We start from the raw sequence: 13,093 nt of genomic DNA, 5'->3' as shown, positions 1-13,093 counted from the left end.
AGGTATTAATTAAGTTTTTTTTATAGGAAAGGGGTTGAGAAACTTTATGCATATAATTGGAAAAGGGATCCCCCGAAAAGAGTCCTTCGAAAAAGTAACAGGCCGTGCTAAATATACAGGTGACTTTGAGACAAATGAGATGCTACACGGGCAATTAGTGACAAGTCCATACGCTCATGCAATGATTAAAAGTATCGATGCTACCGATGCTCTAAAAGTACAAGGTGTCAGAAAAATAATTTTTGGCGAGAATCTACCTTTAGTAGGAGAAGGAATACTTGACCGTTATCCAATAGCTTTTGATCGCGTTCGTTTTTTTGGTGAAGTAGTAGCAATCGTTGTAGCGGATACCCAGTACGAAGCGAATAAAGCTGCTAATTTAGTAAGAGTACAATATGAATTACTTCCAGTTGTAAATTCTCCATCTGAAGCACTTAAACAAGATGCGCCACTCCTACACCCAAAACTAGGAGAGTATGAAATTACTGAAGGAGTTTATCCAGAACCTGGTACAAATATTGCTACTAGGATAAAAATCCGAAAAGGAGATTTTAATAAAGGCTGGAGAGAAAGTGAAGTTATGATTGATGAAAGTTTTGCATTCAGACCATCAGACCATGCTGCGATGGAGACAAGATGTTCATATGCTCAAATCCATCATGATGGCACGGTTGAGATCACCACCTCATCCCAAGCACCATTTATGGTTAAGAATTTAATTGGAGATTATTTTGGAATTAAGCCTGGAAAAGTCATTGTAAACACTCCTTTTGTTGGTGGGGGGTATGGTGGGAAAGGAGCAGTTCAGTTAGAGATATTAGCCTATATTGCTTCAAGAGCTGTAAATGGTAGATTAGTTAAAATATATAATACTCGTGAAAATGATATGCTTTCATCTCCTGGACATATTGGTCTAGAAGCAAATGTAAAACTAGGATGTACAAAAGATGGAATGCTCAAAGTTGCAGAAATTCTATATTTTTGGGATGGCGGAGCATATGCTGATAAATCAATTGATTTAACTAGGGCAGGGGCAGTTGATTGTACAGGACCTTACAATATCGAAAATATTTGGTGTGATTCTTTATGCATGTATACGAATCATCCATACCCCGCACCTTTTAGAGGTTTTAGTCATTCAGAAGTACATTTCGCATTCGAGCGAGCGATGGATATTCTTGCAAGAAAATTAAATATGGATCCGATCGAACTCCGAGAAAGAAACGCAATTAAACCTGGTGATCAAACGCCTACCCAAGTTGTATTAAATTCAAGTACAGTTGGAAATCTACCTAAATGTATTGAAAAAATGAAAGAATTAATCAATTGGCAAGAAGGTCAGGTTATTGACATAGGTAATCATAAATTGAGAGTAAAAGGAATTAGTTGCTCGTGGAAAACTTCTACCATTACACCAAATGCAAGTTCAGGTGTCATATTAATCTATAATGAAGACGGGAGTATTAATTTAATTTCTGGAGTTGTAGAGATTGGTCAAGGTACTAAAACAATACTTGCTCAAATGTTAGCAGAGATTCTAAAAATGGATGTAGACGATATTCATGTTCAAATGAAGATTAATACATTAAACACACCAGAGCATTGGAAAACTGTTGCAAGTAGAGGGACATTCATGGCAGGAAGAGCATTGTTAGCAGCTGCTGAAGATTTAATTAAACAATTAAAAGATTTAGCCTCATTTATTTTGCGTGCTCCTGTTGAGGATTTAGAAGTTGGTTATGGAAAAGTTTACTTAAGTAGTGAACCAACTAAAAATATTCCAATTAAAGAGATTGCTTACGGATACACATTTCCAAATGGAAATTCGATTGGTGGACAAATAATAGGTAGGGGTCACTATATATTAACGGGTTTAACCCGTATGGATCCAGAAACTGGGGCCGGAAAGCCAGGACCAGAGTGGACGGTTTGTGCACATGGTGTAGAAGTAGAAATCGATACGAAAACATATGAGTATAGGATTCTTAAAGCAGTTACAGCTGTTGACATTGGCAAAGTACTTAACATTAAGACTGCAACTGGTCAAGTTAAAGGTGCAATGAGTATGGGACTATCTTTTGCAGGAAGAGAGACCTTTTATTTCGATGCGCATGGGAAGGTACTAAATCCACAATTACGAACTTATCGACCAATTCGATTTGGAGAGAACCCTAAATATGAAGTTGCGTTTGTTGAAACACCACAAATCGATGCTGTATTTGGTGCAAGAGGGGTAGGTGAACATGGGTTACTGGGGATGCCAGCTGCTCTTGGAAATAGTCTTTCAACTGCAATTTCAGCTGAAATTTACAACTTACCAATTATCCCAGAACTATTATGGAAAATAAAAGGTGGGGTATAGTTTGTTAACTTCTAATATAGATTACTATAAACCAATGACGATTAAAGAAGCATTGGAGACTTTTTATTTTTTAAAAGCTAAAAACAAAAGACCCATTTACTATGCAGGTGGTACAGAAATCATAACACTTGGTCGTTTAAACCTCGTCGAAACAGATGCTCTAATCGATATTAAAGATCTAAAAGAGTGTCAATTATTTGAGTTTAATGAGGACTATTTAATAGCAGGTGCCGCACTTTTACTTACTCATATTGAAGAAAAAAACCTCTTTCCATTACTCTCTAAAGCTTCTATGGAAATAGCTGATCGAACTGCAAGGAATAAAATAACTTTAGGTGGAAATTTATGTGGTCAAATTTTTTACCGTGAAGCAGTATTACCGTTTCTACTATGTGATAGCCAAGTGGTTGTTGCCGGGTACAATGGTATAGAGGCTTATCCAATCGAACAAATCTTCAATCAAAACCTTCAGCTCCAAGACGGACAACTTCTAATCCAGCTGTTAACGGAAAAGAAATATATCAATCTACCATATATGAGCATAAAAAAACGTCAGCAATGGGATACGGGTTATCCATTACTGACGATCGCATCTATTAAATCGGATAATCAATTGCGTTTTGCTTTTAGTGGGCTATGTCCTTTTCCGTTTCGTTCAAAGCAAATGGAAGCCGAGCTAAATAATACGAACTCGAGTGTAGAAGAAAGAATACAAAAAGCCATTCAATTCATTCCTGGTGAAGTACTTGACGATATTGAAGGCACAAAAGAGTACCGACTATTTGTACTAAAAAACACAATAGAAGAGATCATTTTAGAAATGGAGGGAAGGTAATGGACCAGTCTCCAAGCAAAAAATTAAGTGTTTCTTTAAGCATTAATGATGAAATTCGACAAGTGGAGATCCGTCCAGTTGATACTCTCCTTTATGTGTTACGAACTAAACTAGGTCTAACTGGAGCAAAGCCAGGCTGCCTAAATGGAGATTGTGGGGCTTGTTCAGTTGTAGTAAATGATACAGTATATAAATCGTGTATAATGCTTGCCATCGAGGCAGTTGGTCAAAAAATAACAACAATTGAAGGGTTAAAAGATTCACCAATCCAAAAAGCATTTGTTGAAAATTTTGCGTTTCAATGTGGTTATTGTACTCCTGGATTTATTATGAATTGTCATTCTCTTTTATTAAAACATCCACATCCAACCTATGAAACGATGAAGGAATGGCTATCTTCGAATATTTGTAGATGCACATGCTATGAAGAGATTAATGAAGCTGTTTTATCAGTTATCGAAAATAGAGATAAACCCGAGTTTGAAAAAGACGAATTGTGATTCTTAACTCACCTGTGTTGAATCACTTGCTTTTCGTTGAGTAAAGAAGAAAATAAACGAAATGACAGAAATTGCCATAAGAAAAACTTGTGTATCAGTTGGTCTTACCGTAGGGATATCTGTTAAAGACATAATCACCATTCCTTTATTTACTAAAGATTCGCGGATCAATATCAAAATGTTTCGAAACAATTTTTTTACAAAAGTAATACGTTTTTTTTAGAAAAGGAAGTGTCGGTTCGCTAACTGGTGCACCGAAAATGGGACCACTGACATTGAATGTGAATCTACCAGGTCCTATAACAGAACTTACAACTCGAACTTCATCAATTAATAATAAAATCGCAATAATTATATCGATTACATCAATGAGAGTATTTGTTAATTGATCTCCATATTTACTTTCTATACGTTCTCTACCTAATAAGGGGCCACTTAGAGAAAGACTAAATTCACCAGACGTTACAAAAACACCTATTAACGTAATTTGACCAGTTAATAATAGTGCAGCAGTAGCGACATTTAAATCTCTTTGAAGAGTAGCGATAATACGAAGATCTTCTTTAATTTTATAGTCATTCATTGAATCACACCCTCATGCCTATAGTATTCACTATGTGCCCAATTGTGAATGAAGAAAGCAGGAAAGGGCAAAGAGGGGAAAAGAAATTTTGACATAAAAAGTTCAATAACAAGATGCTGCTACACTTTATTGGTAGCAGCATCTTTATTTTTAGTATTAGAATTGATAAAATATTAATTGGTGCTATTTAATATTAAGAATTTATTAAATGAAAAAATCATAAATGAAGATCTTACTAAATAAAAATGAAAAGAGACACAACGTTTATGAACCACTTCCTTTTGGGATGTGGTTATGCTTGTATAGAGTTTAAGATAATTCCATACTACATAGGCAAATAGGATAAAAAGTAAGGAGGTTGTAGAATGGATGTAAAAAAGTTTTATCAAAGTAGCACTTTTAAACGATTAGCGATTATTTTATGTATCGTTCTAGTGTTGATATTAATTCGGAAAATAATAAATTTAGTCTTACTAATTTTCATTTTTACTTATTTAATGAATCGGATACATAAATTTATTACGAATAGATTAAATAAGATACTGCCAGTTAATCGTTTAGTTGTTGTCTATTCTTTGTATGTTGTCATTGTGGCGGCGTTAGTTTTTGGAATCTATAATTATTTACCGATTATTACAACTCAAGTTGTTCAACTAATCGTCCAAATAAAAACGTTTTATATGAATCCACCAGATGAGAAAATCATAAACTATATCGTTACAGCAATTAAAAAGGTTGAAATATCAGGTTATACAGAGCAAGGATTAGATTTTTTATATAAGTATGCATCTAATATTAGTCAATGGGGGATTGAAGTATTAATTGCTCTAGTTCTGAGCTTCTTTTTTCTACTTGAAAAACCTCGAATTATAGCTTTTACTCAAAAATTTAAAAATAGTAAAATATCAGTTTTTTATAATGAAATGGCCTATTTTGGTGAAAGATTTTCGCGTTCTTTTGGAAAAGTGATTGAAGCGCAGTTTATCATTGCATTTGTGAATTGTATTCTATCGGTAATAGCTTTAAGATTTATGGGATTTCCTCAGTTAATCGGTTTAGGCTTTTTGATTTTCTTACTTGGATTAATCCCTGTAGCAGGAATGTTTATTTCATTAATTCCGCTTTGTACGATTGCCTATACAATCGGTGGAATGGCTCATATTATGTATGTGATCATCATGATCCTTGTGTTACACTCACTAGAAAGCTATTTCTTAAATCCGAAGCTTATTTCAGCTAAAACGAACTTACCAGTTTTTTATACATTTCTTATTCTAGTCTTTTCTGAACGATTTTTTGGCGTATGGGGTCTTATTATCGGGATACCAGTTTTCATCTTTTTATTAGATGTATTAGGCGTAACAGATCATGAAAATAAGGAAGAAGAACTAACTGAATAAATTAAAAAGATGATATCGTGTTGACGATATCATCTTTTTTTCTATTTAACCTACAAATTCATTTCCAATTTAATAAATTTAATGAACTGCTTTTCAATTTTAGATAATGATTTCTATTTAACTTTATGAATAAAGTACACAAAGTATTCGGATACCTCCATCAAAAAGTACTACACTTTTAATTTGAATTTCCTAGACTGCACAAATATTTACATAATTTAGAATCTATAAGACCAACTAAATAAAAATATGTTTAAGGTAATTTTTATTTGAAACAGTGGTCCGTTTTCATCAAGACTGGAACCGCATAAATTTGCCAAGATTTTTTTCGCAAAGTCAGAAACTAAGCTTTTATTGTTTCACTCATAGGGGCTAGTGTAATTAGACAAACTTCAGTTCACTGCAAAACTGATTCTTTCTGTAACGTTAATCCGTTAAGATTAGTTTTTTATTTTTAGGGTTCTGCTTTGGTTTAAAAGGGATTAGCATCGGAATCATTATTTTGATCGCTTATATGGTATCAATTAGGCCAATGAGGGTTCCATATTTGGTACCGCCGTTTATTCCATTTAACCCGAAAGAAATGAAAGATGCTCTGTTTAGAAGAAATTTAAGGAAGATTATTAATAGAAAACAGACATATCCTCATAAAAAATAATTTGGATCAAAGAGTAACGTATGAAGATCTTATGTTGCTTTTTGTTCCAATTCTATCTGTTGATGACTAGAAGGAGTCGAATCATGTTTGAAACTAAAGGATTATCATTTTTCCTAATACTATCGTATTTGTTTACTACCACTTTTTCTCAAAACGTTTCTTCTCAGGCGATGCCTCCTACTTTGGATACAGTTAAAAAAAATGAAAAAATTTATCGTGAATTAAATTTCAATGATAAGCAAGATTTTAATGATGCTAATAAGGGGTTCATAGCACCATTAATGGAAGATCAAATAAAAAATTCAAAAGGTGCTGTTATTTGGGATCGCAATCAATATTCAATAATGAATGAAGGGACTTCACCCTTAACAGTCAATCCATCCTTATGGAGACAAGCTCAATTACTAAATACTCCTGCACTTTATAAAGTAGTCGATGGGGTATATCAAATTCGTGGGCAAGATGTATCTATAATGACAATTGTAGAAGGTAAAACTGGTTTAATCATATTAGATGCATTATCAACAATTGAAACTGCTAAAGCAGCAATGGAATTATATTATGCGAATCGACCTAAAAAGTTAGTTAGTGCAGTAGCGATCAGTCATAGTCATGCTGATCATTTTGGAGGGGTAAAAGGAGTTATACAATACGCTAGTAATCCAGAAAAGGTACCAATTATTGCTCCATTAAACTTTTCGAAGGAAGTAGTAAGTGAGAATATCCTTTTAGGTAATATCATGTCACGAAGAGCTGGGTATATGTTCGGAAATCTTTTACCTGTAAATAAAAAAGGATATGTAACAAATGGGATTGGTCCTAGAATTAGTACAGGTACAATCAGCTTTCTGCCACCGACAGTTGAAATAAAAGATAAAGTACAAATGATGGAAATAGATGGAGTTAAGTTCAAGTTTTTATTAACCTTAAATACTGAAGCACCATCAGAAATGCATTATTACATAAATGATTACAAAACGTTAGTAGTGGCTGAAAATACCGGTCATACTATGCATAATTTTTATACCTTAAGAGGAGCAAAAACACGAGATGCTTCTGAGTGGGTGAAAGCTTTGGATGATACAATTAAGTTATTTGGTAAAGAAGAAATCGATACATTAATTACAGCACATAGCTGGCCGTTATGGGGGAAATCTCGTGTAATAGAACACCTTACTAAGCAACGAGATTTATATAAGTATATTCATGATCAAACAATTCGGCTAGCCAACCAAGGTTACACTGCAGATGAAATAGCTGAACAAATAAAATTACCTAGTAGTCTTGATAAATATTGGGCGAATCGAGGATATTATGGTGATTTGAAGCAAAATGCTAAAGCAGTTTACAACTATTATTTAGGTTATTTTAATGGTAATCCCTCTGATTTAGATCCACTCCCACAAGTAGAGACTGGAACGAAATATGTTCAATACATGGGTGGAGAAAAGAAGGTTCTTAAGCTTGCAAAACTGGATTTTGAGAAAGGTGAATATCGCTTTGTTGCTCAAGTTTTGAAAAACGTAGCCATGGCAAATCCAAATAACAAAGAGGCTAAGATCTTACTAGCTAAATCTTACGAGCAGTTAGGATACAGGGCCGAATCGGCAGCCTGGAGAAATGTTTATTTGACGGGTGCACAGGAATTGAGAAAAGGTATTAGGAAGACAGATGATTCACAAACATTCAGTACTGTAGACCAACAATCGATCTTAAATATGAGTGTAAAAGATTTTTTTGATTATCTTTCGATCACGCTTAATGGTCCAAAAGCAGAGAATAAGCGTTTTACATTTAACGTGAATTTTACTGATCTGAAAACAAATTACACATTTGATATAAAAGACGCCGTTTTAAATTATAGTGATGGTTTAACTGCTCCAAGTCCTGATGCAACATTAATTGTAGATAAAGTAACTTTTTATTTAATTATGTATGGGAAACTCGATGTAGAAAAGGCAATTACAAATGGAAAGTTAAGCATTACTGGGAATAAAGAGAAGTTTAAAGAGATGTTAACTTTATTTGATCACTTTAATCTTTGGGTTAATATCGTTACCCCATAAGAAATTAGAATTAGGTGACAAAAACATTCTTTTGGAGATATGAAGAATGTTTTTTTGAATTTTTCGTTCTAAAAATTCAGAAAATTTTTGAACTGGTTTTATTCATTTTTTTGTATAGAGTCGATGAAATGAAAGATAAAAAATCAGGACATTTCACCTAAAAAAGAGTGATGATTTTCCTATCTACAGATTCTTTTATTGGGAACTGCTTACAAGTCTAGAGATTAATAAATAAGGAAAAACAATTTTAAACGTTAACAAAGCGCTTTCATTATATAATTTTTTCCAATCTAAAAATTAATAGTTGAAGTATGCTGAACTTGGATTTAATATATATTTATTGTTTCAAATAAATATACGATTTTTGAAAATTTAACTATTCTTAAATAACTCTAAATTATCTAAACAATGAAAAAACTCCTTCTATTTTTCGCCATATTATGATAATTTTAATTAAGTACAATTCGATGATGAAAGCAAAAAAAATGAAAACGCTATCAGCATTGAAGGTATTCGATTTGTTCCTTTGTTTTATTCAGAAGGGAGGATTTTCATCTTTACATCGCTCAGTTTCCAGGCTTAGTATTAAATAGGTAGCTTAGTCTGTGGTTTGTAAATTGTTGACCGAATGACAATGCCAATGGATCGATTGGAATGTGAGCTATTAAAAGATTTAAACTGCCTTTTACGTATTTGGGGGAATTTCAATTTATAGTAAAGAGGTGTATTCATGCAAAATACAAACCGTAAAAATGATTTCACTATTCAAAGTAACGCGCCTAAAAAAGAGCAATTAGAAAGAAAACTAAAAACGAGACATTTAACAATGATCGCTATGGGTGGTACAATTGGTACTGGTCTATTTTTGGCGAGTGGAGCAACTATACATGATGCAGGACCAGGTGGAGCTCTTGTTGCTTATTTAATTGCTGGTATCATGGTTTATTTCCTAATGACTAGCTTAGCTGAAATGGCAACTTTAATTCCGATTTCGGGTTCATTTAGCACATATACTTCAAGATTTGTCGATCCAGCCCTTGGTTTCGCTGTTGGTTGGAATTATTGGTATAACAATGCAATCATCCTTGCATTAGAATTATCGGCTTCGGCTTTAATTATGAAATATTGGTTCCCACATACTCCAGGGATCGTATGGAGTTCTATATTCCTTGTTTTAATTTTTGGGTTAAATGTACTATCCGTAAAGGGATATGGAGAATCTGAGTTTTGGTTTTCAATTATTAAAGTAGCTACAATCATTATTTTTATTGTAGTTGGATTATTAATGATTTTCGGTATTATGAGTGGTCATACAGGTGGATTTGATAATTTCACAAAAGGAGAAGCACCATTTAAAGGTGGTTTCTTATCGATTTTTAGTGTATTTATGATTGTAGGTTTTGCTTTCCAAGGAACCGAAATGGTCGGAGTAACTGCAGGGGAAAGTGAAAATCCTGAAAAGAATATTCCAAAAGCAATCAAGCAAATTTTTTGGCGTATTTTATTATTCTACGTATTAGCGATTTTCGTTATCGGCTGTTTAATCAGCTATACAGATCCAAACTTATTGGGTGGAGACGTTGATAGTATTGCGATCAGTCCATTTACTTTAGTATTTAAACATGCAGGACTTGCTTTTGCAGCTGCTGCAATGAATACAGTTATATTAACTTCAGTTTTATCAGCGGGTAATTCAAGCTTATACGTTGGTTCTCGTGTATTATGGGTATTAGCTGAAGAAGGAAAAGCACCAAAGTTCTTAAAAAGAGTTAATAAAGGTGGAGTTCCAGTAAGTGCATTAATTGCGACGACTCTAATTGGTGCCCTTTGCTTTTTAACTTCATTATTTGGTGATGGTACAGTATACTCTTGGTTACTAAATGCAGCAGGACTAGCTGGTTATATTTCTTGGTTAGGCATTTCAGTTACACATTACCGCTTCCGTAAAGCGTATATCGCGCAAGGAAGAAAATTAAAGGATCTACCTTATTTAGCAAAGTGGTTCCCATTAGGTCCGATTTTAGCAACGGTTTTATGTTTAGTTGCAATGCTTGGAACGAATTATGGAGCATTTACTGGAGAAAAAATTGACTGGTATGGTATTGCAGTTTCTTATATTGGACTACCATTATTTATTCTTGGATACCTTGGCTATAAAGTAGTGATGAAAACGAAGAAGGTTAAATTAGAAGAAGCTGATTTCAGCAGTGAGTTATAGTTTATAGTTAAATTAAAAAGCTCAATCTATTATTCGATAGATTGAGCTTTTTTACGTATTATTTTACAGGATTTTGGAAAATTAATAATGTTAGAATGTCAATTTATGTTCGAAAGGAGATCGTAAGTATGAGTAATTCATTAACAGAACTTGAATTAGAAAACCTACGTCATATTATCGGAGGGCATAGTACAATCGCAAATAAATTAGAGGCTTATGCGGGGGCTTGCTCTGATCCTGAATTAAGAGCTTTATTACAAAGAGACGCACAATCAGCAATGCAATCAAAGCAACAGCTTTTAAATTTTTTAGGATAAGGGGATTAATATTATGCTTCAAGATAAAGATATGGTCAATGATTACTTAGCAGGGCTTAACGCTAGTTTAGCAGCTTACGCTGGATTCATTAATGAGTCAAATAATAACGAATTAAGACAAACTTTAATCCAATTACGCAATCAAGATGAAGCACGTCAGCGTACATTGTACAATTATGCACTTCAAAAAGGATTTTACAAACCGGCAGCACCTGCATCAGATGAGATCGTACAGCAATTCAAATCTGAATTGACTTCAAATCAGTAAAATACTGCAAAAAGGCATTCGAGTAATCGAACGCCTTTTTTTATTCATTTTTAAAACCGTACCAAAAGTTCCTCCATATATTTGAAATCCTTGGCTTCATCTTTTCAGCTCCATAATAGGACAGTTCAATGAAGATGCCATCAATTAGACAATAATATGACATAACAAAATCTTCTACATTTCCTGCTCGAATTTCACCATTTTTAATCCCTTTATCGATCACTGATCTTAAAATAGTCGACATGGCTTCTTCAGATTCCATGAACTGTGTATGTAATTGCTCCTTTAATGGTTCAGGAGAAAAAAAGACAGCGCGGTTCACGAAAGTAGATTGTTCCTCGAACTCAATATAATATTCAAATGTTACGTTTAGAATTTGGTAAAGTTGTTCCTTTGCAGATCGTTCGCTTATTTCTCCCATTAGTTCGTCTACTTTTTTCACATGAAGCCATAAAATATTTTCATAAATAGTAAGAAAGATTTCCTCCTTACTTTTAAAATGGTTATATATTGACGGTTTCTGAATTCCAACTGCTTTTGCGATTTCAGTTAAACTTGTGCCTTCATAGCCATTTTTGGAAAACAGGGCAAGTGCTGCTGCAATAATCTTATCCTTAGTCATCTTCATCCTCCGAAACTAACTCTTGTTAGCTAGATTATAAACTGGAATCTTTGTGAAGTCTAAATATTGTTGAGATTTAATGTAAAAAAGCTCTGTTTAGATAACAGAACTTTTTAAGTGAAAAATTATTTTGAGTTTTCTTTATTAATTTGCAATGTAGCTAAACTTGCAAATTCATGTACAAGAGTTGCAGCTAAAAGCGATGTGATTTGAGTTGGGTCATATGATGGAAGTACTTCAACGATGTCAAAGCCAATAAAATTGAATCCAGTTAATGAGCGGATCATTTTTAAAGTTTCCATACTATTGTATCCACCTACTTCAAGAGTTCCAGTTCCTGGAGCACAAGAAGGATCGACAAAATCAATATCAAAAGTTAGGAAACATGGTGTATCACCAATTACCTGTTTCATTTCGGTTAAAATACCTTCAAAACCACGTTCATACATTTCCGGAGTAGTCATAACATTGTACCCAAGCTCATGGCTAGCATCTATGTCTCCTGGATGATTCAATGTGCCTCGAATCCCTAATTGGAAGACTTTGTTTGGAATTAGAAGTCCTTCTTCGTGAGCTCGGATAAAAGGTGAACCATGCCAATATTTTTCATCGTAATATGTATCCCAAGTGTCAGTATGCGAATCAAAGTGAATCATCGCAACCGGGCCATATTTTTTAGCTGCAGCTCGTAGGTTTGCTAAAGTAATGGAGTGGTCACCCCCTAAACCAATTGGGATCATATTACGATCCATTAATTCAAACATTGCGTCTTCCATTAGTTTATAGCTTCGATGAATATTATGAGGAATAACTGATACATCTCCAATATCGATGGCATTGCTGTCGTCAAATGGATATACCTTATGAATTGGATGATAAGGAAATAAAGTCATAGAAGCTTGGCGGATTGCTTGAGGAGCAAATCGTGCACCAACACGAAATGAGGCAGCAGTATCAAAAGGCATGCCAACGATTGCTAATTTCGCATTTTCTCTTGCAGATGGTAATCTCATAAACGTTCCAGTTGTACAAAACTCAGGTTTTACATCAGGGGAAAGTGGATATTTCACAAAAATCATCTCCTAATTTTTTATTCCGGTTATTAACTACCGGTAGTTAGTTTAATATGATTATAGTTTGTTAAATCTGAATAGTCAAACTATTAATGTAGAAAGATGATTATTTTTTATTCAAAAAAAGGGATTGGTTATTTTGACAGCCTTGTAACAATTGCTCATTCTTTATATGAAATTAGTCTATTCCG

Annotated in this window: 13 protein-coding genes; 9 read left to right on the top strand and 4 right to left on the bottom strand. The window is 33.8% G+C overall.

All coding sequences use genetic code 11. From position 1 onward, the window contains the following. The first annotated feature begins 46 nt into the window (after positions 1 to 46). The 3 genes from MY490_RS16260 to MY490_RS16250 are packed head-to-tail and all read left to right on the top strand — an operon-like array spanning position 47 to position 3,697. On the top strand, positions 47 to 2,362 hold the full coding sequence (locus MY490_RS16260) for a xanthine dehydrogenase family protein molybdopterin-binding subunit (RefSeq protein WP_248266617.1): 2,316 nt from the start codon (positions 47 to 49) through the stop codon (positions 2,360 to 2,362). Between the two features lies 1 nt (position 2,363). Beyond that, positions 2,364 to 3,197 carry an FAD binding domain-containing protein gene (locus tag MY490_RS16255; RefSeq protein WP_248266616.1) on the top strand — a complete coding sequence of 278 codons (834 nt, stop codon included), beginning with the start codon at positions 2,364 to 2,366 and terminating at the stop codon, positions 3,195 to 3,197. Continuing rightward, the gene (locus tag MY490_RS16250; protein ID WP_248266615.1) at positions 3,197 to 3,697 is read left to right on the top strand and encodes a (2Fe-2S)-binding protein; all 501 of its coding nucleotides are present in this window, start codon (positions 3,197 to 3,199) and stop codon (positions 3,695 to 3,697) included. Before MY490_RS16255 ends, MY490_RS16250 begins: the two co-directional genes overlap by 1 nt. A 3-nt stretch (positions 3,698 to 3,700) precedes the next feature. On the opposite strand, the gene MY490_RS22175 is transcribed toward MY490_RS16250, so the two are convergent. Then, on the bottom strand, positions 3,701 to 3,829 hold the full coding sequence (locus MY490_RS22175; protein WP_282439802.1) for a hypothetical protein: 129 nt from the start codon (positions 3,827 to 3,829) through the stop codon (positions 3,701 to 3,703). 13 nt (positions 3,830 to 3,842) lie between these two features. After that, positions 3,843 to 4,280, bottom strand: a complete 438-nt coding sequence (locus MY490_RS16245; RefSeq protein ID WP_248266614.1) for a hypothetical protein — start codon at positions 4,278 to 4,280, stop codon at positions 3,843 to 3,845. Between the two features lie 365 nt (positions 4,281 to 4,645). On the opposite strand from MY490_RS16245, the gene MY490_RS16240 reads away from it, so the two are divergent. From MY490_RS16240 to MY490_RS16220, 6 genes are all read left to right on the top strand, one after another. Next, on the top strand, positions 4,646 to 5,680 hold the full coding sequence (locus MY490_RS16240; protein WP_248266613.1) for an AI-2E family transporter: 1,035 nt from the start codon (positions 4,646 to 4,648) through the stop codon (positions 5,678 to 5,680). A 439-nt stretch (positions 5,681 to 6,119) separates the two neighbouring features. Next, complete coding sequence (locus tag MY490_RS22375; RefSeq protein ID WP_432707087.1) at positions 6,120 to 6,338, top strand: spore germination protein; 219 nt, start codon at positions 6,120 to 6,122, stop codon at positions 6,336 to 6,338. Between the two features lie 83 nt (positions 6,339 to 6,421). Further along, positions 6,422 to 8,404 carry an alkyl/aryl-sulfatase gene (locus MY490_RS16235; RefSeq protein WP_248266612.1) on the top strand — a complete coding sequence of 661 codons (1,983 nt, stop codon included), beginning with the start codon at positions 6,422 to 6,424 and terminating at the stop codon, positions 8,402 to 8,404. 730 nt (positions 8,405 to 9,134) lie between these two features. Next, a complete protein-coding gene (locus MY490_RS16230) occupies positions 9,135 to 10,622 on the top strand; it encodes an amino acid permease (protein ID WP_282439801.1) in 1,488 nt (495 codons plus the stop codon). Between the two features lie 128 nt (positions 10,623 to 10,750). Continuing rightward, a complete protein-coding gene (locus MY490_RS16225) occupies positions 10,751 to 10,939 on the top strand; it encodes a hypothetical protein (protein ID WP_248266611.1) in 189 nt (62 codons plus the stop codon). A gap of 13 nt (positions 10,940 to 10,952) precedes the next feature. After that, positions 10,953 to 11,207: a spore coat protein gene (locus MY490_RS16220; RefSeq protein ID WP_248266610.1), complete on the top strand. Its 255-nt coding sequence runs from the start codon at positions 10,953 to 10,955 to the stop codon at positions 11,205 to 11,207. A gap of 40 nt (positions 11,208 to 11,247) precedes the next feature. Here the strand turns inward: MY490_RS16220 and MY490_RS16215 are convergent, their stop codons facing one another. Together MY490_RS16215 and speB are read right to left on the bottom strand one after the other, a co-directional pair. Continuing rightward, positions 11,248 to 11,829, bottom strand: coding sequence for a TetR/AcrR family transcriptional regulator (locus MY490_RS16215; protein WP_248266609.1), 582 nt, complete (start codon positions 11,827 to 11,829; stop codon positions 11,248 to 11,250). A gap of 125 nt (positions 11,830 to 11,954) precedes the next feature. Beyond that, positions 11,955 to 12,899: an agmatinase gene (speB, locus tag MY490_RS16210; RefSeq protein WP_248266608.1), complete on the bottom strand. Its 945-nt coding sequence runs from the start codon at positions 12,897 to 12,899 to the stop codon at positions 11,955 to 11,957. Between the last annotated feature and the right edge of the window lie 194 nt (positions 12,900 to 13,093).

Origin of the sequence: Gottfriedia acidiceleris (assembly GCF_023115465.1) — a bacterium.
Classification (GTDB): Bacteria; Bacillota; Bacilli; order Bacillales; family Bacillaceae_G; genus Gottfriedia; species Gottfriedia acidiceleris_B.
The sequence above is the reverse complement of the archived record's forward strand: the minus strand, read 5'-3'. Positions and strand labels throughout refer to the sequence as shown.